The 23788-nt window shown below is 72.9% G+C and carries 20 protein-coding genes; 18 read left to right on the forward strand and 2 right to left on the reverse strand.

Translation table 11 applies throughout. The features are described 5' to 3' along the window. The 18 genes from P3H78_RS26080 to P3H78_RS26165 form a co-directional block, all read left to right on the forward strand. The coding region (locus P3H78_RS26080) for an OmpL47-type beta-barrel domain-containing protein (protein ID WP_276111605.1) at positions 1-883 on the forward strand (883 nt) is incomplete at its 5' end. Positions 884-1275: 392 nt separating this feature from the next. Beyond that, positions 1276-2457: an ROK family protein gene (locus P3H78_RS26085; protein ID WP_276111606.1), complete on the forward strand. Its 1182-nt coding sequence runs from the start codon at positions 1276-1278 to the stop codon at positions 2455-2457. 91 nt (positions 2458-2548) lie between these two features. After that, on the forward strand, positions 2549-3805 hold the full coding sequence (locus P3H78_RS26090; RefSeq protein ID WP_276111607.1) for a Gfo/Idh/MocA family protein: 1257 nt from the start codon (positions 2549-2551) through the stop codon (positions 3803-3805). Between the two features lie 714 nt (positions 3806-4519). Continuing rightward, a complete protein-coding gene (locus P3H78_RS26095; protein WP_276111608.1) occupies positions 4520-6031 on the forward strand; it encodes a sugar ABC transporter ATP-binding protein in 1512 nt (503 codons plus the stop codon). After that, positions 6028-7092: an ABC transporter permease gene (locus P3H78_RS26100; protein ID WP_276111609.1), complete on the forward strand. Its 1065-nt coding sequence runs from the start codon at positions 6028-6030 to the stop codon at positions 7090-7092. Before P3H78_RS26095 ends, P3H78_RS26100 begins: the two co-directional genes overlap by 4 nt. Before the next feature lie 132 nt (positions 7093-7224). Beyond that, the gene (locus P3H78_RS26105) at positions 7225-8289 is read left to right on the forward strand and encodes a substrate-binding domain-containing protein (protein ID WP_276111610.1); all 1065 of its coding nucleotides are present in this window, start codon (positions 7225-7227) and stop codon (positions 8287-8289) included. Positions 8290-8330: 41 nt separating this feature from the next. Next, positions 8331-9131 carry a ThuA domain-containing protein gene (locus tag P3H78_RS26110; RefSeq protein WP_276111611.1) on the forward strand — a complete coding sequence of 267 codons (801 nt, stop codon included), beginning with the start codon at positions 8331-8333 and terminating at the stop codon, positions 9129-9131. Between the two features lie 186 nt (positions 9132-9317). Then, positions 9318-10484: an inositol-3-phosphate synthase gene (locus P3H78_RS26115; protein ID WP_276111612.1), complete on the forward strand. Its 1167-nt coding sequence runs from the start codon at positions 9318-9320 to the stop codon at positions 10482-10484. A gap of 194 nt (positions 10485-10678) precedes the next feature. After that, on the forward strand, positions 10679-11503 hold the full coding sequence (locus P3H78_RS26120) for an SCO3242 family prenyltransferase (protein WP_313884427.1): 825 nt from the start codon (positions 10679-10681) through the stop codon (positions 11501-11503). Beyond that, positions 11500-12399, forward strand: coding sequence for a sugar phosphate isomerase/epimerase family protein (locus P3H78_RS26125; RefSeq protein WP_276111613.1), 900 nt, complete (start codon positions 11500-11502; stop codon positions 12397-12399). The genes P3H78_RS26120 and P3H78_RS26125 overlap by 4 nt, the downstream gene beginning before the upstream one ends. Further along, on the forward strand, positions 12396-13088 hold the full coding sequence (locus P3H78_RS26130; protein WP_276111614.1) for an EboA domain-containing protein: 693 nt from the start codon (positions 12396-12398) through the stop codon (positions 13086-13088). The genes P3H78_RS26125 and P3H78_RS26130 overlap by 4 nt, the downstream gene beginning before the upstream one ends. Then, entirely contained in the window at positions 13088-13954 is an 867-nt protein-coding gene (locus P3H78_RS26135; RefSeq protein WP_276111615.1) for a TatD family hydrolase, read from the forward strand. The genes P3H78_RS26130 and P3H78_RS26135 overlap by 1 nt, the downstream gene beginning before the upstream one ends. Positions 13955-13956: 2 nt before the next feature. Continuing rightward, positions 13957-15123, forward strand: coding sequence for a metabolite traffic protein EboE (gene eboE / locus P3H78_RS26140; RefSeq protein ID WP_276111616.1), 1167 nt, complete (start codon positions 13957-13959; stop codon positions 15121-15123). Further along, positions 15120-16517, forward strand: a complete 1398-nt coding sequence (locus tag P3H78_RS26145) for an alkaline phosphatase family protein (protein WP_276111617.1) — start codon at positions 15120-15122, stop codon at positions 16515-16517. The genes eboE and P3H78_RS26145 overlap by 4 nt, the downstream gene beginning before the upstream one ends. 42 nt (positions 16518-16559) lie before the next feature. Beyond that, positions 16560-17567, forward strand: coding sequence for a sugar phosphate isomerase/epimerase family protein (locus tag P3H78_RS26150; protein ID WP_276111618.1), 1008 nt, complete (start codon positions 16560-16562; stop codon positions 17565-17567). 324 nt (positions 17568-17891) lie between these two features. After that, on the forward strand, positions 17892-18461 hold the full coding sequence (locus P3H78_RS26155; protein ID WP_276111619.1) for a hypothetical protein: 570 nt from the start codon (positions 17892-17894) through the stop codon (positions 18459-18461). Further along, complete coding sequence (locus P3H78_RS26160) at positions 18458-19114, forward strand: DUF5987 family protein (RefSeq protein WP_313884425.1); 657 nt, start codon at positions 18458-18460, stop codon at positions 19112-19114. Before P3H78_RS26155 ends, P3H78_RS26160 begins: the two co-directional genes overlap by 4 nt. After that, the gene (locus tag P3H78_RS26165) at positions 19111-20745 is read left to right on the forward strand and encodes a GMC family oxidoreductase N-terminal domain-containing protein (protein WP_276111620.1); all 1635 of its coding nucleotides are present in this window, start codon (positions 19111-19113) and stop codon (positions 20743-20745) included. The genes P3H78_RS26160 and P3H78_RS26165 overlap by 4 nt, the downstream gene beginning before the upstream one ends. A 217-nt stretch (positions 20746-20962) precedes the next feature. Here P3H78_RS26165 and P3H78_RS26170 read toward each other — a convergent pair whose 3' ends face one another. After that, positions 20963-21475, reverse strand: a complete 513-nt coding sequence (locus P3H78_RS26170; RefSeq protein WP_276111621.1) for an SRPBCC family protein — start codon at positions 21473-21475, stop codon at positions 20963-20965. Between the two features lie 403 nt (positions 21476-21878). Continuing rightward, complete coding sequence (locus P3H78_RS26175) at positions 21879-23744, reverse strand: pectate lyase-like domain-containing protein (RefSeq protein ID WP_276111622.1); 1866 nt, start codon at positions 23742-23744, stop codon at positions 21879-21881. Positions 23745-23788: the final 44 nt, after the last annotated feature.

The following is a 23788-nucleotide window of genomic DNA, read 5'->3' on the forward strand; positions in this document are numbered from 1 at the left end:
GATGTCGGGCGAGCTGACCGTCACCGCGGCCCCCGGGAACGACACGACTCCGCCGGACACGTCGGCGTCGGTGTCGGGTACGAAGGACGCTTCCGGGAGCTACGTCGGCAGTGCGACGGTGACGGTGTCGGCTTCGGATGCGGAGTCGGGTGTGGCGAAGGTCGAGTATGCGCTCGATGGTGGGGCGTATGTGGTTTATTCGGCGCCGGTGCAGGTGGGCAGTGTGGGTGATCACACGGTGTCGTACCGGGCGACGGACGAGGCGGGTAACGCGTCGGCGGTGAAGTCGGTGTCGTTCACGGTGGTGGCGGCTCCGTCGCAGGACACGACTCCGCCGGACACGTCGGCGTCGGTGTCGGGTACGAAGAACGCTTCCGGGAGCTACGTCGGCAGTGCGACGGTGACGGTGACGGCTTCGGACTCCGGTTCGGGCGTGGCCGGTGTCGAGTACTCGCTCGACGGCGGCCCCTACCTGCCGTACTCCGCGCCGGTCGCGGTGAACAGAGCGGGCAGCCACACCTTCCTGTACCGGGCGACCGACAAGGCCGGCAACACGTCCACGGCGAAGTCGCTGTCCCTCACCGTCGTCGACAGCAAGCCGCCCACCGACTGCCCCGAGAAGGACGACCGTTCCACGGTGTTCGTCGGCTCGGTCAACACGGGCATCCCCGACCGCGTGACGACGAACGGCTGCACGATCAACGAGCTGATCGAGGACCACCGGGCCTGGAGCAGTCACGGTGCGTTCGTCTCCCACGTCGAGAAGGTCGTCGCGGCCCTCCGGCGCGAGGGCGTCGTCGACCAGCGGGAGGCCGGCCAGATCAAGAAGGCAGCCGGCCGCTGCGACGTCGGCAAGCCGGACACCGCTCGTACGGAACAGTGAGGTGACGGCGGGGGCCGCGATCCCCGCCCGATCCGTGAGGGCTCGGCGGGCGTGAGAGCGCGCCCGCCGTAGCGACCCGGGCGACGGCGATCGCAGGGCAACAGGGCCCGATGGGGTGGAGCCGGCCGGCTCCACCCCATCGGGCCTCCCCGTTGTCACGGCCGCCAGGAGCCCTCCAGCGGGTCGTGCCATGGCCGCGAGGCCCGGTACACGCTCCTCCGCAGAGGGACTTCAAACCGGCTTTGTCCATTGCGAGATGAAAGTACATCGGACTACTGCACAAGTTCTTTCGTGTTCGGTACCACGGTGCTACGGTCCTTTTGAAAGTCGCGCCCCGAAGTGCCGGGTGTGCGTACGACTCCGGCGACGACGGGAGGGGCGGCGTGAGGCGCATGACAGCTCGACCGGCCAATGTCCATCAGGCCAGGCTGCTCCGCCTGCTGCGCGACCTCGGTCCGCAGTCCCGGGTCGCTCTGGGCGACCAGGTCGACCTGTCGCGCTCCAAGCTCGCGGTCGAGATCGAGCGGTTGCTGGAGACGGGCCTCGTCGTCCAGGACGGTCTCGCCGCTTCCCGCGGCGGCCGCCGCTCGCACAACGTCCGGATAGCCCCCTCGCTGCGGTTCCTCGGCGTGGACATCGGTGCCACCTCCGTGGACGTCGCGGTCACCAACGCGGAGCTGGGCGTCCTCGGCCACCTGTCCGAGCCGCTGGACGTGCGTGAGGGCCCGGTGGCCGTGTTCGAGCGGGTGCTCGCCCTGGCCGCCAAGCTGCGCGAGGCCGGGCTGGCGGAGCACTTCGACGGCGCCGGGATCGGCGTGCCGGGGCCCGTCCGGTTCCCCGAGGGGGTCCCCGTCGCACCACCGATCATGCCCGGCTGGGACGGCTTCCCCGTCCGCGAGGCGCTGAGCCAGGAGCTCGGCTGCCCCGTCCTCGTCGACAACGACGTGAACCTGATGGCCCTCGGCGAGCAGCAGGCCGGTGTCGCCCGGTCCGTACGTGACTTCCTGTGCGTCAAGATCGGGACCGGCATCGGCTGCGGCATCGTGGTCGGCGGCGAGGTCCACCGCGGTGTCACGGGCAGTGCCGGCGACATCGGCCACATCCAGGTGGACCCGGAAGGGCCGCCCTGCGCCTGCGGCAACACCGGGTGCCTGGAGGCGCACTTCGGCGGCAACGCCCTGGTGCGCGACGCGACCACGCTCGCCGAGGCGGGCCGCTCGCCGGAGTTGGCCGGGCGGCTCGAGGCGGCCGGGCGGCTGACCCCTGAGGACGTGTCGGCAGCCGCCGGCGCCGGGGACGCCGCGGCCCTCGAACTGATCCGCATGGGCGGAAGCCGTACCGGTCAGGTCATCGCGGGCCTGGTCAGCTTCTTCAACCCGGGCCTGGTGGTCATCGGGGGAGGGCTCACCGGGCTGGGGCACACGCTCCTGGCCAGCATCCGCACCCAGGTCTACCGGCAGTCCCTGCCGCTGGCGACCGGCAACCTGCCGATCGTCCTCGGCGAGCTCGGTCAGATCGCCGGCGTCGTCGGCGCCACGCGACTGATCAGCGACCACATCTTCTCACCGGCCTGACGCGCCCCCGCGCGGCCGGAATCCGTTCCCGGTGAACGGACGCGTTCCCGCGCGTCCGTTGCCCGCGCCCATCCGCATCCCAGGAGCGCCTATGGACAGTCAGAACGGCTCGCCCACCATCGGGGTGGGCATGGTCGGATACGCCTTCATGGGCCGCGCGCACTCACACGCCTGGCGCACTGCCGCCTGTGCCTTCGATCTGCCCCTGCGCCCGGTCATGGCCGCCCTCGCCGGACGCGAGCGAGCCGCCTTGGAGGAGGCCGCCCGACGTCAGGCCTGGGCCGCGACCGAGACCGACTGGCGGGCCCTGATCGCCCGCCCCGACGTTCAGCTGGTGGACATCTGCACCCCCGGCTCCAGCCACGCCGAGATCGCGATCGCGGCGCTGCAGGCCGGCAAGCACGTGTTGTGCGAGAAACCGCTCGCCAACACCGTCGAGGAGGCGGAGGCGATGGCCGCGGCCGCGGCCGCGGCCGCGCGTCGGGGCGTGCGCTCCATGGTGGGGTTCAGCTACCGGCGCACACCGGCGCTCGCCCTCGCCCGGCGGCTGATCGCCGAGGGCCGCCTCGGCAGTCTGCGGCACGTGCGGGCACAGTATCTCCAGGACTGGATCGTGGATCCGGAGTTCCCGCTGGTGTGGCGGCTGCAGCGCGAGCACGCCGGCTCCGGCGCGCTGGGCGACCTCGGCGCCCACATCGTCGACCTCGCCCAGTTCCTCGTCGGGGAGCGGCTGTCGGGAGTCTCCGCCCTGACCGAGACCTTCGTCCGCGAACGCCCGCTGCCCACGGCGTCGTCGGGGCTGGCGGCCGTCGCCGACGGGACGGCGCCGCGCGGACCCGTCACGGTGGACGACACCGCGCTGTTCACCGGACGGTTTCCGTCGGGCGCGGTCGCGTCCTTCGAGGCCACCCGGGTCGCCGCCGGCCGGAAGAACGCCCTGCGCATCGAGATCAACGGCGACCGGGGCAGCATCGCCTTCGACCTGGAGCGCCTCAACGAACTGGACTTCCACGACCACACCGAGCCGCCCACGACGGCGGGCTTCCGGCGGATCCTGGTCACCGAGCCGGACCATCCCTATCTCGAGGGGTGGTGGCCCGCGGGCCACGGGCTCGGCTACGACCACACCTTCGTGCACCAGGTGCGCGACCTGGTGCACGCCATCACCGAGGGCCGGGACCCGGAGCCGTCCTTCGCCGACGGACTGCAGGTGCAACGAGTGCTGGCCGCGGTGGAGCGCAGCGCCGCGAACGACAGCGTGTGGACGCCCGTCGCCCCCACGGGAGTTCCGCAGACGAGGCCGACGCTGCCGGCCGGGACCGACGCCCCCGTCGTGGTCCTTCCCTGACCGTACTCCGCGACGTCGGGCCCACCCCCGTGGCCCGGCCGTCGCCGTGCACCTCGCGTAGCCGGACGCCCGCAACCGAGGTACACGTTCCCTGCGCGAAGGAGGATTCCAAGGAAACTCCCGATGGAAATCCGATCGGCCGAACAGGTTTCATGCGCCGGCCGAAAAGGCCGGTTGTGACTCAACGGTGTCAATTGCCGCACGGCGGACGCCGGAGAAATCCGGGGCGTGTTCGGCCATGCGCTCCGGAAATACCCGCCTGCCTCCTCGCGGGGTTCGCGTGCCATTCCCGTGAGGAGTTTCGCGAGCCTCCGGGGGTGCGGTGGGCCGGCCCGCGTCGGTCCCGCGTTTCCCGAGGCAGGCGGACTGCGGCCAGGGTGCGCGGCATCCCGCCGCGCCGGTGAAGGCGAACCAGGCCCCGGCATTCCCGCCGTACGCCGACGCCGATTGTGCAATGCGTTAAACAGGAGTTGCCGCTTCTGGCCACGAAGGGCTCGGAAGGTTCGTGAACCCTTCTCAAACAACGTCGCGAGAACTACCTTCCTCTCAGCCCGCCGGGCGACAGGGAAAATGTCCGACCGGAACCGTCCGAGTCCCCTCGGGGCCTCCTCGCCGAGGTCGTCCGTGAGGAAGCAACTGATAGGCGACAGCGATTAATTGACGTTCCGTCATGTGCTCTGGAGGGCCGGCGGACATCGCATCGGAGGGAGACCCATGAGTGCCCCGCTGCTCGAGATGCAAGGCGTCGTCAAGGAGTTCCCCGGCGTCCGGGCGCTCGACGGCGTCGACCTCGACGTGGTCGCCGGAGAAGTGCACTGCCTGCTCGGCCAGAACGGGGCCGGCAAATCCACGCTCATCAAGGTCCTCGCCGGCGCCCACCAGCCCGACGAGGGACACATCGCCTGGGAGGGCGAACCGGTGACGCTCCCGACCCCGACGGCCGCCATGCGCCACGGGATCGCCACCATCTACCAGGAACTCGACCTGGCCGACGGCCTGTCGGTGGCGGAGAACGTCTACCTGGGACACGAGCAGTCCCGGCTGGGGTTCGCCCAGCGCTCGCGGATGCACGACGCCGCCCGGCAACTCCTGCGCAGGCTCGGGCACCCGGAGATCCCCGTCACGCGCGAGGTGGGTGAGCTCTCCGCGGCCGGCAAGCAGCTCGTGTCCATGGCACGTGCGCTCTCGCACGAGGCGAGGCTCATCATCATGGACGAGCCGTCCGCCGTCCTCGCCCATGACGAGGTGGACAACCTCTTCCGCATCATCGGCGACCTCACCGCGGCCGGCGTGGCGGTCGTCTACATCTCCCATCGCATGGACGAGATCCGCCGGATCGGGGACCGCGTCACCGTCCTCAAGGACGGCCGCACGGTCGCCCGGGGGCTGCCCGCGCGCAGCACCCCCACCTCCGAGCTGGTCTCGCTGATGACCGGCCGCACCGTCGAGTACGCCTTCCCGCCGAGGCCCCAGGGCCCCGACCCGGACGAGCGGCCGGTGCTCCTGGAGGTCGAACACCTCAGCCGTCCGGGGGAGTTCCACGACGTCTCCTTCACCGTCCGGGCCGGCGAGATCGTCGGACTGGCGGGCCTGGTCGGCTCCGGCCGGTCGGAGATCCTCGAAACGGTCTACGGAGCCCGGCGTCCGGCCTCCGGGCGCGTCCGCGTGGCCGGATCCGCCCTCCGGCCCGGCAGCATCACCGCCGCCGTCCGGGCGGGCCTCGGACTCGCACCGGAGGAGCGCAAGAGCCAGGCGCTGTTCCTGCACTCCTCCATCGCCCACAACGTGTCCATGTCCTCGCTGCGACGGTTCGCCCGTGCCGGCCTCGTCGACGCCCGCACCGAGCTGAGCGCCACGACGGACGCGGTCCGCAGGCTCGACCTGCGGCCCCCCGACCCGACCCGGCCGGTGCGCACGCTGTCCGGCGGCAACCAGCAGAAGGCCGTCGTCGCCCGCTGGCTGCTCACCGACTGCCGGCTGCTGCTGCTCGACGAGCCCACCCGCGGAGTGGACGTCGGGGCGCGGGCGGAGCTCTACGCGCTCATCCGGCGGCTCGCCGATTCGGGAGTCGGCGTGCTCCTCGTCTCCAGCGAGGTGCCCGAGGTCCTCGGCCTCGCCGACCGCGTCCTCGTCATGCGCGAAGGGCGGGTGGTCCGCGAGGCCGGCGCCCTGGACCTCGACGAATCGAAAGTGCTCGACCTCGTCATGGAAGGGAGCTCCGTGTGAGCCAGCAGACCAGTCCCCCCGGCGGGAGCGGTCCGCTGCCCGCCACCGGCCAGGGATCCCCGGCCGGACCCGTCCGGCAGACCGGCTCGTCCCCGGGCAGGGGCAGCGGCAGACCCGCCTTCCTCGGGCACATGGGCCGGGTGCGCAACCTCGGCCTGTTCGTCGTCCTCGTCCTGCTGTGCGTCGTCGGCGCGCTGAGCTCGGACAACTTCGCGACCAGCCAGAACGCCCTGGTCATCCTCACCAGCGCGGCCGTCATCGGGGTCATCACGATCGGCCAGACCTTCGTCATCATCGGGGGCGGCATCGACCTGTCCGTCGGCGCGATCGTGGCGCTCGGATCCGTCTGGTGCACCACCGTGGCCACCCAGTCCTTCGGATTCGGCGGCATGGTCTTCTGCGCGCTCGCCGTGGGCGCGGTCGTCGGTCTCGTCAACGGCCTGATCATCGCCTACGGCAACATCGTGGCGTTCATCGTCACGATCGCCATGATGGCGAGCGCCCGCGGACTGGCCGAGCGGATCTCCGACCGGCAGTCCCAGGTGGTCACGGTCGAGTCGTTCAACTCCCTCGCCTCCACCCGGTTCCTCGGCATCCCGCTGCTGGTCCACATCCTGGCGGTGGCCGTGCTCGTCGGCTGGGTCCTGCTCAACCGCACCACCTTCGGCCGCCGGACGTTCGCCATCGGCGGCAACCAGGAGGCCGCGCGCCTCGCCGGCCTCGACGTGCGCCGCCACACCGTGATGCTCTACGCCCTGTCGGGCCTGTGCTGCGGCATCGCCGCGATCATGCTGACCGCGCGGACCACCTCCGGGGCCAGCAACCTCGGCGACCTCTACGAATTGGACTCGATCGCCGCGGTGATCATCGGCGGAACCCTGCTGACCGGCGGCCGTGGCTCGCTCGTCGGCTCGATCCTGGGCGTCCTCGTGTTCACCACGATCACCAACATCTTCGTGCTGAACAACCTCACCACCGACATCCAGCAGATCGCCAAGGGCCTGATCATCGTCGCCGCCGTGCTGATCCAGCGGCGCGGCCGGAGAACCGCCACCCCGTAGCGGCGGCGCGGACGGCGGACCGGCCCCGCTGCCGCCGCCCGCGCCGCCCCCGGCCCAGCCGCGCGGCACGTCCGCATCGACCACGGCAGGCACGACCCAGGCAGGACCCCCGTGACTGGAAGGACTGACGAGATGGACAAGCGCGGACTCGGCGGACTGGACCGCAGAAGGCTCCTCCTCGGCGGCGCCGTACTCGGCGGCGGAGCCCTGATCGCCGGCTGCACCAGCAACCAGAGCGACGCCTCCACGAGCGACGTGAACGCGGCGGGCAAGGCCGGCACCGACAACGACAAGCCGGGCAAGCCGGTGTCGATCGGCTTCTCGGCCCCGGCAGCCGACCACGGCTGGATGGCGGCGATCACCAAGAACGCCATGGCCCAGGCGAAGCAGTACTCCGACGTGCACTTCGAGGCCGTCGAGGGCACCAACGACGTCAACGCGCAGATCAGCCAGGTCCAGACGCTGATCGGCAAGAAGGTGGACGCCCTGGTGATCCTGCCCTTCGACGGCAAGGCGCTCACCGCCGTGGCCCAGCAGGCGATGGACGCGGGCATCCCCGTCATCAACGTCGACCGTGTCTTCGACACGCCCCTCGCGTACCGGTCGTGGGTCGGCGGCGACAACTTCGGCATGGGTCTCAACGCCGGCCTCTACATCGGCAGGACCCTCAAGGCCAAGGGCGTCTCGGCGCCCGTGATCGGCGAGATCGCCGGCATCGACAACCTCGAACTCACCAGGCAGCGCAGCGCCGGGTTCAGGCGGGGCCTGGCCAAGTACGGCTTCCACGTGGGGATCCGGCAGGCCGCGAACTTCACCGCGGACTCGGGTCAGCAGGTCATGAGCAACGTACTGCAGGCACGCTCGCACCTCGACGCGGTGTGGAACCACGACGACGACCAGGGCATCGGCGTCGAGGCGGCCATCAAGCAGGCGAACCGGAGCGAGTTCTTCATGGTCGGCGGCGCCGGATCCAAGCACGCCATGCAGGAGATCAAGGCCGACAACTCCGTGCTCAAGGCCACGGTCGTCTACCCGTCCAACATGTCCGCCTCGGCGGTCAGGCTCGCCCGGCTCGTCGCCCAGCACAAGGGCATGAGCGACCTCGTCGGGCAGGACCTGCCGTCCTCACTGACCCTGTTCTCCGCGACGGTGACCAAGGAGAACGTCGACCAGTACCTTCCCGGCGCCTTCAGCTGAGCCGGCATCCACCGCCCCCGAGAGCACACGAAAGGTTGATGATGTCCCGCAGAGGTATCGTCGCGCTGCTGTCGGCGGCCGCTCTGGCCCTGCCGCTCGCGGCCACCAGCGCCACCACCGCACACGCCGCGGCCCCCGCGTTCAACGTGCTGGTGTTCTCCAGGACCACCGGCTACCGGCACGCCTCCATCCCCGACGGGATCGCGGCGATCGAGAAGCTCGGCCAGGAGCACGGCTTCGCGGTCGACGCGACGGAGGACGCCACCCGGTTCAACGACGCCGACCTGGCGAAGTACCAGGCGGTCGTCTTCCTCTCCACCACGGGCGACCCGCTCGACCAGCAGTCCGAGAAGGACGCCTTCCAGCGCTACATCGAGCACGGCGGCGGCTTCGTCGGCATCCACGCCGCCGCCGACTCCGGCTACACCTGGGCCTGGTACGGCGGCCTGGTCGGCGCCTACTTCAGGGACCACCCGGCGATCCAGCAGGCGACCGTGAACGTCGTGGGCCAGGGCACCGCGGCCACCAAGGGCCTGCCGAACCGCTGGACCCGCACCGACGAGTGGTACAACTACCGCTCCGACCCCCGCCCGGACGTGCGTGTCCTGGCCACGCTGGACGAGCGGACGTACAACCCGGTCGGCTACAGCGGCGGCTCGATGGGCGCGGACCACCCCATCTCGTGGTGCCACCCGTACGACGGGGGCCGGTCCTTCTACACCGGCATGGGCCACACGTCGGAGAGCTACACCGACCCGCTGTTCCTGTCGCACATCCTCGGCGGCATCGAGATGACGGCCGGTGCGGCGAGGTTCAACTGCGACCCGGAGAGCACCGGCTGAGCGGCGGCCACGTGCCCCGGCGCGCCCGCCGCCCGAGGGGCGCGCCGGACCCGTGCCCCACCCGCGTGCCCTGACGCCGGGCGGCCGGCCGCAGGGGAGCGCACACGGGTGACGGGGGACAGCGACATCGACAGCGAGGAACGAGCAAGCGGGGCGCGACCGCGCCCGGCCGACGGAGGTGACGAGATGCCAGATGAGCGCAGTCGCACGGGTGTCTGGTTGGCGGGGGCGCGTGGATCGGTGGCCACCACGGTCGTCGCCGGCACGGCCGCTCTGCGGGCGGGGCTGGTGGGGCCGACCGGATGCGTCACCGAGCAGCCGGGGTTCCCCGACGCCGGCCTGCCCGCCCTGTCCGACCTGGTCTTCGGCGGGCACGACGTGGCCTGCACGCCGCTGCCGAAGCGGGCCGAACAACTGGTCGCGGCCGGGGTCCTGCCCCACGGGCTGCCCACTCTCGTCCACGACGACCTGGCCGCCGCCGACGCCGAGATACGCCCGGCCCCGCTCCCGGACCGCGACATGAGCCAGTCGGACGCCGCCGAGGCGATACGCGCCGACATCGACGCCTTCCGCGAGCGGCACGGCCTGGCACGGGTGGTCGTCGTCAACGTGTCCTCGACCGAACCGGTCGTCCCGGAGCACCCGGCGCACGTCTCGGCCGAAGCCCTGCGTGCCGCGCTCGCCGCCGGTGAGGACGTGCTGCCGCCCAGCTCCCTGTACGCCCTGGCCGCGATCGACGCCGGGTGCGCCCACGTCGACTTCACGCCGTCCCCCGGCATGCGGATCCCGGCCCTGGAGGAACTGGCCGAGGACGCCGGCCTGCCGTACGCCGGGAACGACGGCAAGACGGGGGAGACCCTGCTGAAGGCGACCCTCGGACCGATGTTCGCCGCCCGGGGCCTGCGGGTGCGGACCTGGTCCGGCACCAACCTGCTCGGCGGCGGCGACGGCGAGACGCTCGCCGATCCGGCCGCGATGGCCAGCAAGGCGGTCTCCAAACAGCGGGTGCTCGCGGAGACGCTGGGACACCCGGTCGAGGGCGAGGTCCACATCGACTACGTGCCCTCCCTCGGCGACTGGAAGACCGCCTGGGACCACGTGACGTTCGAGGGGTTCCTCGGGGTGCGGATGAACCTGCAGTTCACCTGGGCCGGCTGTGACTCGGCACTCGCCGCGCCGCTGGTGCTGGACCTGGCCCGGCTGGCGGCCCGGGCTCATGAGCGGGGGATCTCCGGTCCCCTCGGCGGGCTGGCCTTCTTCTTCAAGGATCCCGTCGGCAGCGGTGAGCACGCCGTGATGGGCCAGTACGAGACACTGCGGACCTTCGCCGCCGGGCTCGGGGGCCGGCGGTGATCCGCCCGTCCGCGCTCCGGTTCGGCCCGGGACCCGACCGGCGAGCGGGCGGGCACCCGGGGTCGTGCAACGACCCGGCCGGCGCCCCACGTCCCGGATCCGCGGCCCGCGCGCCCGCTCCGCCCGCGAGGCCCTCGCCGGGCCGGCGTCTGCGGGACCTGGCCGAACTGGTACGCGCCCCGGCCGCGTTCACCGTGCCGGGGGACGTCCTCGCGGGAGCGGCCGCCGGGGGCCGCCGCCCGGACACGTCCGTGGCCGGTCTGGCCGCCTCTTCGGTCTGCCTGTACTGGGCCGGGATGGCGCTCAACGACTGGGCCGACCGCGACCTGGACGCCGTCGAACGTCCCGAGCGGCCGATCCCCTCCGGCCGTGTGAGCGCACCCGTCGCCCTGGGCACCGCCGTCACCCTGACCGCGGTCTCCCTCGGCCTGGCCGCGGCCGCCGAAGGCCTCCGCGCGCTGACGGTCGCGGTGCCCCTCGCGGCGACCGTCTGGGGCTACGACCTGTGGGCCAAGTCCCGCCCGTCGGGCCCCGCGGTGATGGCGGCCGCCCGGGGACTCGACGTACTGCTCGGTGTCCGCGCGGGCCGGATGCGGCCCGCCCTCCCGGCGGCCGCGACCGTCGCCGGGCACACCCTCGCCGTCACCGCGCTCAGCCGCGCCGAGGTCACGGGAGCGGAACCGTGGCTGCCCGGGGTGACACTCGCCGTCACCGGCGCCGTCGCGGCCGTGACGGCACTGCGCCACGGCCCGGCGCGGCAGGGCAGGGGCCGCGGGCACCGACTGGCCGTCGCGGCCGGGCTCGTCACGTACGCCGCGACCGCCGGCCGCGCCCAGGCACGGGCCGTCGCCGATCCCTCGCCGGGAAAGGTCCGCGGGGCCGTCGGCGCGGGGATCCTCGGCCTGATCCCGCTCCAGACCGCGCTCACCGCGGGCGCGGGCTCCGTCCGCTCCGCGCTTCCGCTCGCCGCGGTCTTTCCGCTGGCCCGATCCCTGTCCAGGCGGGTGTCCCCGACATGACCGAACCGCGTCCTCGCGACAACACGCCCGCCGAGCCCGTCCTGCGCTACGGGTTCGGCACCAACGGCTTCTCCAACCACCGGCTGGAGGACGCGCTCGCCGTCATCGCCGACCTGGGCTACGACGGTGCGGCGCTCACCCTCGACCACCACCACCTCGACCCGTTCGCGCCCGGCCTGGCCGCGCGGACGGCGGCCCTCGCCGACCGCCTCGACCGTCTCGGGCTCAGTGTGGTGATCGAGACCGGAGCCCGATACCTGCTGGATCCCTGGCACAAGCACGAGCCCACCCTGCTCGCGGCCGAAGGACGGGAGCGCAGGGTGGACTTCCTGCGCCGGGCCGTGGCCGTCGGCGCCGACCTCGGCGCGCAGGCCGTCTCCTTCTGGGCCGGCGTCCGGCCCGCGGCGCTCGACCCGCGGACGGCCTGGGACCGGCTGGTCGCCGGATGCGCCGAGGTCGTCGAGGCGGCGGAGAAGGCGGGCGTCCTCCTGGGCTTCGAACCCGAACCGGGGATGCTCGTGGAGTCCGTCGACGAGTACACCGGGCTGGCCGCGGCGCTCGGCGACCCGGCCCCGTTCGGCCTGACCCTCGACATCGGCCACTGCCGCTGCCTGGAGCCGTACCCGGTGCCCGAGTGCGTGCGCCGGGCCGGGAACCGGCTGGTCAACGTACAGATCGACGACATGCGCCGGGGCACCCACGAGCATCTGGAGTTCGGTGGCGGCGAGATCGACTTCCCGCCCGTCCTCCGCGCCCTCGACGAGGTCGGCTACCGCGGGCTGGTCGCCGTCGAACTGCCCCGGCACAGCCACGACGCGCCGGGCGTGGCCCGCCGGTCCCTGGACTTCCTGCGCTCGTGCGACCCGGCGGTCCGTCGTGAGGAGGAGATGGCATGACACCCGACCACCTCAGAACCGCCCTGACCGAGCGGATGACCGAGGAGGGCGGACGGTGGCTCGCCGGCGCGTGCGCCTCGGTCGCCGCCGAACCCGAAGTCGTCCGCGGCCTGTTCCCCCTGGTCGGACGCCGATGCGGACGCGGCCCGCTGGACCCCGCCGTCCCGCACGGGTGGACGGTGGACGACGCGGCCCGCGCCCTGCTGCTGACCGCCGTCCCGCTGACCGGCACCCCGTTGCTGGAGGAGATCGGGGAGCTCTACCGGAGCGGTGACGCGGCGGAACGGCGCGCCGTGCTGCGCGGCCTGCCGCTGCTGCCCGTCGGCGACGGCGCGCTGCCCCTGGTACGCGACGCCCTGCGCACCAACGACACGCGGCTGATCGCGGCGGCCCTCGGTGACTACGCGACCGACCACCTGGACGCGGAAAGCTACCGCCAAGGCGTGCTCAAGTGCGTCTTCACCGGTATCCCGCTGACTGCGCTGCCCGGCCTGCCCGGCCGGGCGGACATCCAACTGGCCCGCATGATGGCCGGGTTCGCCCAGGAGCGGACCGCCGCGGGACGCGAGGTGCCCACCGACATCGGGCCGGTCCTCGCGCTCTTCCCGGACGTACGGGTGCCCCGCCACCGGGAACGCGCGGACGTCCGCTCCGCGACCACCGACCGTCCCAGCCCCCGGGAGGCGTGATGCGTATCTTCGACCCGCACATCCACATGACCTCGCGCACCACCGACGACTACGAGGCGATGCACGCGGCCGGCGTACGCGCCCTGGTGGAGCCCGCGTTCTGGCTCGGCCAGCCGCGCACCTCCGTGGGCAGCTTCCTGGACTACTTCGACTCGCTCATCGGCTGGGAGCCGTTCCGGGCCGCCCAGTTCGGGATCCGCCACCACTGCACCGTCGCCCTCAACCCCAAGGAGGCCAACGACCCGCGCTGCGCCGAGGTCCTCCAGCACCTGCCGCGCTACCTGCTCAAGGACGGCGTGGTCGCCGTCGGCGAGATCGGCTACGACTCGATGACGCCCGAGGAGGACGAGGCGTTCGCCGCCCAGCTGCAGCTCGCTCTCACCCACGACCTGCCGGCACTGGTCCACACGCCGCACCGCGACAAGGCCGCGGGCGTCGAGCGCACCCTCGCCGTGGTGAAGGAGTCGGGACTCGCCCCGGAGCGCGTCGTCGTCGACCACCTCAACGAAGTGACGGTACGTCAGGTCGTGGACTCGGGCTGCTGGATGGGGTTCTCCATCTATCCCGACACCAAGATGGACGAGCGCCGCATGGTCGCCGTGCTGCGGGAGTTCGGCACCGAGCGGATCCTCGTCAACTCGGCCGCGGACTGGGGGAGGAGTGACCCGCTGAAGACACGGCGGACCGGGGACGCCATGCTCGCCGCGGGCTTCACTCCCGACGACGTGGACACCGTCCTGTGGCGCAACCCCGTCGCCTTCTACGGCCAGAGCGGCAAGCTGGAGCTGGACGGCTCGGGCACGCCCGGCACCGACGCCACTTTCGAGGGCAACTCCGTGCTGCGCGGCGTCCGGGCGGAGGTGTAGCCGTGCGTCTGCACCACCCCGACGGCACCGTCGTCCACCTCGCGTACTGCACCAACGTCCACCCCGCCGAGGACTTCGACGGGGTGCTCGCCCAACTGGCGCGGCACGCCCAGCCGGTACGCGAGCGGCTGGGGGTGCCCGTCCTCGGCCTGGGCCTGTGGCTGGCCCGCGACGCCGCGGCGGCCCTCGCCGCGGACGACGGCGCGGTCGCGAGGCTCCGCCGGGAGCTCACCGCCCGCGGCCTGGAGGTGGTCACGCTCAACGGCTTCCCCTACCGCGGCTTCCACGACCCCGTCGTCAAGCACGCCGTCTACCGGCCGGACTGGACCACCCCCGAGAGGTTGCACTACACCCTCGACCTCGCCCGTGTGCTTGCGGCACTGCTCCCCGAGGACGCCGCGTACGGCAGCGTGTCCACCGTGCCGCTGGGCTGGCGGACCCCGTGGACGGCCGGGCAGGCGGACGAGGCCGCCCGTGCCCTCGACTCGCTGGCCGGCGGCCTGGCGGCCCTGGCCGGTGACACGGGCCGGACGATCAAGGCCGGCCTGGAACCCGAGCCGGGCTGCGTCGTCGAGACCACCGCCCAGGCTGCCCGGCACCTCGCCCGCGTGGACACCGACCGCATCGGGATCTGCCTGGACGCCTGCCATCTGGCGGTCGGCTTCGAGGATCCGGCCGCCGCACTCGCCCGCCTGGACGCGGCCGGACTCACGGTGGTCAAGACCCAGGCCTCCTGCGCCCTGCAGGCCGGCGACCCGTCCGATCCGGCGACGCGGGCGGCTCTGGCCGCCTTCACCGAGCCGCGCTTCCTGCACCAGGTCCGGGAACGAGGGGCCCCGCCCCTGGCCGTGGACGACCTGGACGCCGCCCTGGCCGGGGGACTGCCCGCCCGCGACCCCTGGCGAGTCCACTACCACGTGCCGCTGCACGCCGACCCGGAACCCCCGTTGACCACGACGCGCCCCGAACTGGAGGCGACCCTCGCCGCCCTGCTCGGCCAGGACACCGCCCGCACCGCGCACGTGGAGGCCGAGACCTACACCTGGGGGGTGCTCCCCGAGGATCGCCGGCCGGAGGGCCCCGGAGCCCTCGCCGACGGCATAGCCGCCGAACTGGCCTTCACCCGCGACCACCTGGTCTCCCTCGGCCTGAAGGAGGTCGCCCCGTGAGCCCCGCACCCCTGCTCGTCCTCGACGTGGTGGGTCTCACCCCCCGGCTGCTCGCCCACATGCCCCGGCTGCGCGCCCTGGGCGAGTCGGGCTTCACCGCACGTCTGGACACCGCGTTCCCCGCCGTCACCTGCACCGTGCAGTCCACCCTGCTCACCGGGCAGCCCGCCACCGGCCACGGCATCGTCGGCAACGGCTGGTACTTCCGCGACCTCGGCGAGGTGCTGCTGTGGCGGCAGCACAACGCGCTCGTCGGCGGGGAGAAGCTGTGGGACGCGGCACGGCGCGCCCATCCCGGCTACCGCGTCGCCAATGTCTGCTGGTGGTACGCCATGGGCGCCGACGTCGACCTCACCGTCACCCCGCGGCCGATCTACTACTCCGACGGCCGCAAGGAGCCCGACTGCTACACCCACCCCCCGCAGCTGCACGACGAACTCACCGCCAAGCTCGGCACCTTCCCGCTGTTCACCTACTGGGGGCCGACCGCCTCCATCACCTCCTCCCGATGGATCGTCGACGCCGCCCGGCACATCCTCGCCACCCAGGCACCCGACCTCAGCCTCGTCTACGTCCCCCACCTCGACTACGACCTGCAGCGCCACGGACCCGACGATCCTCGTGCCGCCGCGGCGGCGGCCGAGGTCGACCGGGTCCTCGCCCCGCTGCTGGACGACGCGGCCGAGCGCTCGGTCACCGTGGTCGCCCTGTCCGAGTACGGCATCACCGACGTCTCCAGGGCGGTGGACGTCAACCGGGTGCTGCGCCGGGCCGGGCTGCTGCACGTCCACACCCAGGACGGCATGGAATACCTCGACCCGTGGACGTCGGCCGCCTTCGCCGTCGCCGATCACCAGGTCGCCCACGTCTACGTGGCGGACCCCGCCGACACCGAACGCGTCCGCGAACTGCTGGCCGGCACCGACGGCGTGGCCGAGGTGCTCACCGAGGCCGGCAAGAAGGCGTACGGCGTCGACCACCCGCGCGCGGGGGACCTCGTCGCCGTCGCCGAGCCCGACGCGTGGTTCACCTACTACTACTGGCTCGACGACGACCGCGCCCCGGACTTCGCCCGCCTGGTCGAGATCCACCGCAAGCCCGGTTACGACCCGGCCGAGCTGTTCATGGACCCGAAGGACCCCAAGGTGAAGCTGCGCGCCGCCGCCGCGCTCGCCCGGAAGAAGCTCGGCCTGCGCTACCGCATGAGCGTCGTCCCCCTCGACCCGTCCCCGGTACGCGGCAGCCACGGCCGCCTGCCCGACCGCCCCGACGACGGCCCCGTGCTCCTGTGCTCCCAACCGCGCGAGGCGCGCGACCACTACGACGCGACCGAGGTCAAGGACCTGCTGCTGCGCCTGGCCGGGATCACCCCGAGCGCCTCCCCGGCTCCCTGACACTCCACGACCGCCCCACCGACGAACCCACCGGAGGAACCGATGCCACGCCCGATCACCCTGTTCACCGGTCAGTGGGCCGACCTGCCGTTCGAGGACGTGTGCCGGCTGGCGGCGAAATGGGGGTACGACGGGTTGGAGATCGCCTGCTGGGGCGACCACTTCGAGGTCGACAAGGCCCTGGCCGACGAGGACTACGTTCCCCGCCGCCGCGCCCTCCTGGAGAAGTACAACCTGCGCTGCTGGACACTCTCCTGCCACCTGACGGGCCAGGCCGTCTGCGACCACCCCATCGACGAGCGCCACCGCGGCATCCTTCCCGCCCGCATCTGGGGCGACGGCGAACCCGAGGGCGTCCGGCGGCGCGCCGCACAGGAGATCAAGGACACCGCGCGCGCCGCCGCCGCGTTCGGGGTGAAGACCGTCGTCGGCTTCACGGGATCCTCGATCTGGCACACCGTGGCGATGTTCCCGCCGGTTCCACCGGAGATGATCGAGCGCGGCTACGCGGACTTCGCCGAGCGCTGGAACCCCATCCTCGACGTCTTCGACGAGGTCGGCGTGCGCTTCGCCCACGAGGTCCACCCCTCCGAGATCGCCTACGACTACTGGACGACCGTGCGCACCCTGGAGGCGATCGGCCACCGGGAGGCCTTCGGGCTCAACTTCGACCCGTCCCACTTCGTCTGGCAGGACCTGGACCCGGTCGGCTTCCTGTGGGACTTCAAGGACCGCATCTACCACGTGGACTGCAAGGAGTCGGTCAAGCGGTTCAACGGGCGCAACGGCCGCCTCGGCTCCCATCTGCCGTGGGCGGACCCGCGTCGCGGCTGGGACTTCGTCTCCACCGGGCACGGGGACGTCCCCTGGGAGGCGTGCTTCCGGATGCTCAACTCGATCGGGTACGACGGGCCCATCTCGGTGGAGTGGGAGGACGCCGGCATGGACCGCATGGTCGGTGCCCCCGACGCCCTGCGGTTCATCCGCGCGCTCGGGGCGATCGAGCCGTCGGCCCGGTCCTTCGACTCGGCCTTCTCCTCCGGAGACTGACGGTTTCCCTGCCAGGGCGTCACCTTCGCGGTCGGCCGGACGGCCCCTCCCGGTCGGCCCACGGCCGGGAGGGGCCGCCGGCCGGCCGCGGCGCGTCATGGATGTCCTCACGGCGCTCGTCGACCTGTCGACCGCACCGGCCGGGACGCGCGCGGGCGGCCCGCGCGGACGGTTCGCGGGGACATTCGTGCCGCCCCTGTGAAGACATGAGGGACTTGGGGCACGGGTCTTGCCCTCGGGGCCGGCGCGAGATCACGATGTGGCGCCTGCTGACTGGTGAGTAACAAACGCCCGTCGCCGCCGCAACCGGAAGAGGGTCCCGCCATGGCTTCGTTCCCCCGTTCCGCCGTCGTGGGCCTGGCCGCGCTGACGATGTCGGCGCTCGGCGCGGCGCCCGCCGAGGCCTCGGGCCCCGTCACCGGCTACACCGATCCGGCGTTCGGGGCGCAGTGCGCCTTCCACCGGTTCGGCGAGGGAGAGACACCTCCACTGAGCCTCATGGAGGCCGACCCGCTGTGCGTGGAGTACGCCAAGCGGGACATCACCGTGAGCAACGGCGGCGCGCTGCGGTTCCTGCTGGCCGAGCCCGCGCGCTTCGCCGTCGCCGTCCCCGCCTGCCGCTACTGGCAACTCGACCACTGGAGCGTGCAGGTGCGCCCGCACGGCACCGAGCTCGTGGGCTGGAACGGCAGCTACTGGTTCGACAAGAGCACCGGGACCGCCGCCGCGCGGCTGCGCAACCTGACCGTCGCGGGACAGCCCGCCACACCCGCGCACGCGGCCCGGGTGCTGCGGCCGTACGACGCGCGGCTCGCCGACGCCGTCGAGCACGCGACCCTCGGCACGAAGGTGCAGCTTCCCGCCGGCCTGCCCTGCACCGCCGCGCGCCCATGAGCGGTCACCCGACACGGCGGCAGCTGGTCACGGCACTGACGGGGGCGCTCGCCGCGGTGGCCACCGGCGGTGTCGCGCACGCGGCCCCGGCGGCGTCGGAGCCACTCGCGGGCGGCACCGTCGCCACCCTGGAGGCCTTCGCCGACACCATGGTCCCCGGTGAGAAGCGGTACGCCTCGGACCGGGCCGTCGCCGGTGCGGCGCCCGGTGCCGGAGCGGTACAGGCCGGCGCGATCGCCCTGCTGCGGCTGCCCGACCTCGGGCTGGGACCGCTGCTGCCCGAACTGGCGCTCCTGCTGAACACACGGGCCACGGCCTACGCCCTCTCCAAGGGCCGCGTACTGCTGCCGACCCAACCGCCCTTCGTCGCGCTCGACTTCGCCGACCGGACCGAGCTGGCCACCACGCTGCTGCGCCCCACCGGGGCGGACCAGCGGATCTGGATCCTGCTGGCCCTGTTCAGCGCGGCCGCCTTCGACACCGCCGCCCAGCTGCACACCGTCGAGGCCGTGAAGGAGCGTCATCCGGGCCTGGCCTGGCTGCGCTTCCCGTCGCCGGACGCGGACGGGCTGTGGCGGTTCCCCCAGTACTCGTACGGCAGACGACTCGCGCGGGAACACCCGCGTACCACCACGGGAGGCAGCCCCGCATGAGCGTCACCGAACGTACCGACGTGCTGGTCGTGGGCAGCGGCTTCGGCGGCTCCATCCCCGCCTACCACCTGGCGGCCGGCGGAGCGCGGGTCGTCGTCCTCGAACGCGGACCGCATCTGGGGTCCCAGGACTTCGCCCACGACCTGCGCATGGGGAGCTACACCCGGACGGTGGACCTGGTGGAGGGCGACGGGATCACCGTGGTCGCCGGCAACTGCGTCGGCGGCTCCAGCGTGGTCTACTTCGCGGCCTCGCTGCGCGCCCCCGGCTTCGTCTTCGACCGCCAGGGCAGTCTCGGCCACCGGCTGTGGCCCTCGTCGCTGACCCGCGCGTCGCTGGACCCCTGGTACGACCGGGTCGAGGAGACGCTGCCGGTGTCCCTCCCGCGATGGGACCAGGTCCCCTACCCGGGCGGCCTGTTCGCCGCCGCCTGCACCCGTGCCGGACGCACCTGCAATCCGGTCCCGGTCGCCGTCGACCTGGACCGCTGCACCAACTGCAACTGGATGCTGAACGGCTGCCACTTCGACGCCAAGCGCTCGATGCTGCTCAACTACCTTCCGGCCGCCACCGCGGCGGGCGCCGAGATACGGGCCCTGCACGAGGCGCAGACGATCGCGCCCGCCACCACCCCCGGCTACCGCTACCGGGTCGCCTACACGGTCCTCGACGGGGACGACTACCGGGTGCCGGTGGGCGCGGGCACCATCGAGGCCAAGGTCCTGGTGCTCGCCGGCGGCGCCCTGGGCACCCCCGTGCTGCTCCAGCGTTCGGCCGCGCTGCTCGGTGGCGTGCCGAGCGCGGTGGGCCGGTACTTCTCGGGCAACGGCGACCGGGTCTCCATCGCCGACGTCGACGAGTCGAAGGTCCGCGAGCTGCTGGGCCTGCAGCGGGCACCCGGCGTGGCGTACGAGGGCTTCCCCGTGGGCAAGCCGATCGGGTCGATGTCCTTCGACCGGCTCGATCCTCAGGACCCCGAGTTCACCCGCTTCTCCCTCCAGCAGATCTACTTCCCCGGCATCACCAACATCCTGGCGCAGGCCACCGACCGTCCGGACTCCAGCTGGTTCGGGGTGGCGAAGAAGGACCTGCGGTCCCGGTGGCGTTCCTGGCTGTCGGTCCTGGCCATGACCGAGGACGACAACGAGGGCGTGTTCGGCCCGCCGCCCGCCACCGGAAGCTTCACCCGGGTCGCGTCCTCGGTGGGCCTGTCGACCCTGCGGCACCGGCCCACCGCCCACACCCTCCGCGGCTGGGCCGCGGCCGACGCCGAGGCGCGAGCGGTGCTCGAACGCGACGGGCTGGCCCGGGTACGCCCGTGGAGCGAGACCGTCGGCTCGCTCACCGCCCATCCCCTGGCCTCCTGCCGCATGGGTGACGACCCGGCGACCTCCGCCCTGGACGACCACAACGAACTGCGCGGCCACCCGGGCCTGTTCGTCACGGACGCGGCCGCCGTGCCCACCTCCCTGTGCGTCAATCCGTCCCTCACCGTCGCCGCGCTGGCCGAACGGGCCTGCCCGCACATCGTGGACCGCGCGGCCGAAGCGGGCGTGGCGGTGCGCTACGGGGCGCCGGCACCGGACGGGGCGACCTCGGGGCGCCGGGGGGTGCTCGGACAGGCGCGCTGAAGGAAGGCCGGTGAACCGCGGCCGGGACGCCGTCGCCCGCCTGCGCCCACCGCGGCCGCGGGGCGGCAGCCCGGGGCCCGGACCGCCGGGCCCTCCGTCTCGCTGTCCGTCCGAGGCCGCCCGGGCCGGTCCCTCCGTGCCCGACGGCTGCGGCGTGTGCCTCGACCGCTGACGCGGCCGTCCGCGTCCGGCCGGTCCGGCACCGGGGAGAGACGGCCTACCGGTCGCCGCCCTCCGCCAGGGTCTTGATCCCCGCGAGGGTGGCTTCCATTCCGGTCCGGAGGTCCTCCACGCGGAAGGCGACGATCTCCTCCTCCCGGTCCGGGTGGCTCGCGATGGCCCGGGTGAGTCCGCTGGGGCCGGGGCCGAGGAGCGCGGTCTGCCGGAGGCGGGTGCCGCCGTCCTCGGGGGCGAGGTCGTAGCGCCAGGTCGCCAGGGGCTTGGCAGGGTCCGTCGACGCGTCCCCGTAGAGGCCGCCCTCGGGGGCGGTGACGGCCCAGGCGAACGCCCGCTGGTCGTCGACCTCGATGACGTGCGAGACCGTGCGCCACTCGCCCACCAGCGTGTTGCGGTTGTGGCCCTCGAAGCGCGCGCCGACCCGGGGTCCGTCCGCGCCGTCGAGCCACGCGGTGCGCTGCAGCTCAGGGCTGAGCCGGGCCGGCAGACCGATGTCGGTCACCAGGTCCCAGACCCGCGGTACCGCCGCCTCGATGTGCACGTCGCACTGCACGCGCGGACCGTCGGCAAAACGCATTCCGTCCCCCAGGGTGTCGCTGCTGTCCGTGAACCCGATCGATCCTTCACGACCCCGGTCCACCGCCGCAACCGGTGCGGGGTGTAGCGGGGATCACCACGCCGTGCCGGCCCGCGGGAGTCCCGGGCCCCGCCCCCGCCTCCCGTCCTGCCCCGAGCCCGGTATCCGTCCGCGAGCGGGCCGCTGCACGGCTCGGCCGGTGTCCCCGGTCGCCCGGCGGCGGCGCTCCGCGGCCCCGCGGCAGTGCCGGGTGCCGTGACGGGCGACCGCGCCGCCGCCCGTCGGACACGTCCGGGGAAACGTGCCCCGACCGCCTGTCGCAGGAGAACACCGGCCCCTCCCCGCGCACCGACCGCGGGAAAGGGCCACCGTGTCCGGCCTACGGATACGACACCACCGTGGACGGCGTCGTCGACGTGCCCGACGTCGGCGCGCCCGTCTCGTTGATCACGTGCTCGTACTGGCCGTTGCCGCCCAGCGACACCACCAGCAGGTCGTGGAACCTCACGCCCGGCGTGTCCGGTGCCTCGAAGCCGTGGTGCTGCACGATCGTGGGGTCGACGTCGTAGTAGCAGTAGCTGCCCAGGCCCCACGCCTCGTGGGCGGTGACCCGGTCGCCGACCTTGTACGCCGCGTATCCCTTGGTCGGGCCGTTCTGGACCGCCGCCTGGTTCGGGGCGTCGTACGCCTTCTCGTTCTGGAAGAAGACGGTGCGGCCCCGCTGGCCGTACCACTGCACGTCGTACTTGTTGAAGTGCTCCACGAACAGGCCCGTGGCCACCACGTCGTCGCCGTGGACGACGAGGCCGTAGTCCGCGCGGTTGGTGTCCCAGCCGACGCCGGTCCCGTGGTCGGCGCGCCAGAGCCAGGTGTGGTCGACGACGGTGTGGCGGTTGTTGATCACCATGCTGGTCGTGGCCCTCGCGGCACCCGCACCGCCGATCCGGACGAACACGTCCTGCACGGTGGTCGGGTCGGCCGAGTGGTCCTTCGACGCGCCCGGCGGGCCGACTTCGAGAAGTGTCGCGGAGGCGGCCGGTCCGGCGTCGATCAGGAATCCGGCGAGCCGTACGCCGTCGACGTCGGCGACCTTGATCACCGTGGTGCCGTTGTCCGGCACGAGGGTCGCGAAGCCCAGGCCCAGGACGACCGTCCCGGGGCGGTCCACGCGCAGCGGCCGGTCGAGGTGGTAGACGCCCGGCGTCAGCAGCAGGTGGAGCCCCTGGGCGAGGGCCTGGTCGAGGGTGGCCGCGCAGACGCCGGGCCGGGCCACGTAGAACCGCGTGAGGGGCAGCGACGTGCCCCGCGGTGTGCCGTTGCCCCAGGTGACCCCGCGCGCGCCGGTCCGCTTCTCCGGCAGGAAGACGCGGAACTCGTCGCCGTCGACGTACAGGAAGGGCTTCTCCCGGGAGACGGGCGTGGTGGCCAGGGTGGTGTACGGCGGGTTCGGGAAGCTCTGCGCGGGCGCGCCGTCGACGCCGGAGAACACCATGTTCCACACGCCGTTGAGCCAGCCGCCGACCGCGCTGTCGCGGGTGTACCACTGCTGCTGCGAGTACGGGCCCACCTGGCCGTCGATGCGGCTGTCGGCGATGTAGCCGCCGCTCGCCCAGCCGTAGCCGGACGGTGCGAGGTCGAGGCCGCCGCGGACGTGCATGCGGCGGAAGGGCGCCGCCTGGGCCACGGCCCAGCGGTCGGTGCCGTTGGCCGGGACGAGGGCGAGGTTCTCGGCCGAACGCCAGAAGTTCTGCGTGGCGTTGCCGTTGAACCAGCCCGCGTCGACCGTGACGTCCCCGTTGATCGTCGTGTCGTCGGGGGAGAGGCCGAGCCCGGCGATCGAGGTGTAGAAGCCGAGTTGGGCGTTCAGGCCGTGGTAGGTGCCGGGCTTGAACAGCAGTGCCCACCGTCCGGTGCCGAACTGCGCGGACTCCTGCTGCCGGAAGACGTCGTCGAGCCGGGCCTGGATGCCGGGTGTGGAGGGGTCGAACACGAGGACGTGGGGGCCGAGGTCGCCGCCGCCGGGGAGGGCGCGCGGCCGTCGGTGTACCGGCGCGGGGTGCGCGCGGCGGCCGGTGGCCGCGGCGGACGGGGCCGTCAGTCCCACCAGGGCGGGGGCGGCCAGCGCGGCGGCGCCGAGGACGGCTCTGCGGCCGGGCGTGGACGGCGGCGAGCCGGGGGATTCCGCGGAGCCGGGTCGGTCGGGGCGGTCCGCGGCACCGGAACGGCCTGGGGAGTCAGGGGGCATGGGGCGGCTCTCCTGGTTCAGGAAGTGAACGACGGGGAGTGCGA

Source organism: Streptomyces tropicalis (assembly GCF_029269835.1).
Lineage (GTDB): Bacteria > Actinomycetota > Actinomycetes > Streptomycetales > Streptomycetaceae > Streptomyces > Streptomyces tropicalis.

Excerpts from the sequence above, each read along its gene's own strand:
- P3H78_RS26150 (WP_276111618.1), top strand. The coding sequence starts at position 16,560 with ATGCCACGCCCGATCACCCTGTTCACCGGTCAGTGGGCCGACCTGCCG.
- P3H78_RS26175 (WP_276111622.1), bottom strand. The coding sequence starts at position 23,744 with ATGCCCCCTGACTCCCCAGGCCGTTCCGGTGCCGCGGACCGCCCCGAC.
- P3H78_RS26110 (WP_276111611.1), top strand. The coding sequence starts at position 8,331 with ATGTCCCGCAGAGGTATCGTCGCGCTGCTGTCGGCGGCCGCTCTGGCC.
- P3H78_RS26135 (WP_276111615.1), top strand. The coding sequence starts at position 13,088 with ATGCGTATCTTCGACCCGCACATCCACATGACCTCGCGCACCACCGAC.
- P3H78_RS26165 (WP_276111620.1), top strand. The coding sequence starts at position 19,111 with ATGAGCGTCACCGAACGTACCGACGTGCTGGTCGTGGGCAGCGGCTTC.
- P3H78_RS26125 (WP_276111613.1), top strand. The coding sequence starts at position 11,500 with ATGACCGAACCGCGTCCTCGCGACAACACGCCCGCCGAGCCCGTCCTG.
- P3H78_RS26130 (WP_276111614.1), top strand. The coding sequence starts at position 12,396 with ATGACACCCGACCACCTCAGAACCGCCCTGACCGAGCGGATGACCGAG.
- P3H78_RS26085 (WP_276111606.1), top strand. The coding sequence starts at position 1,276 with ATGACAGCTCGACCGGCCAATGTCCATCAGGCCAGGCTGCTCCGCCTG.
- P3H78_RS26090 (WP_276111607.1), top strand. The coding sequence starts at position 2,549 with ATGGACAGTCAGAACGGCTCGCCCACCATCGGGGTGGGCATGGTCGGA.
- P3H78_RS26160 (WP_313884425.1), top strand. The coding sequence starts at position 18,458 with ATGAGCGGTCACCCGACACGGCGGCAGCTGGTCACGGCACTGACGGGG.
- P3H78_RS26095 (WP_276111608.1), top strand. The coding sequence starts at position 4,520 with ATGAGTGCCCCGCTGCTCGAGATGCAAGGCGTCGTCAAGGAGTTCCCC.
- P3H78_RS26105 (WP_276111610.1), top strand. The coding sequence starts at position 7,225 with ATGGACAAGCGCGGACTCGGCGGACTGGACCGCAGAAGGCTCCTCCTC.
- P3H78_RS26155 (WP_276111619.1), top strand. The coding sequence starts at position 17,892 with ATGGCTTCGTTCCCCCGTTCCGCCGTCGTGGGCCTGGCCGCGCTGACG.
- P3H78_RS26115 (WP_276111612.1), top strand. The coding sequence starts at position 9,318 with ATGCCAGATGAGCGCAGTCGCACGGGTGTCTGGTTGGCGGGGGCGCGT.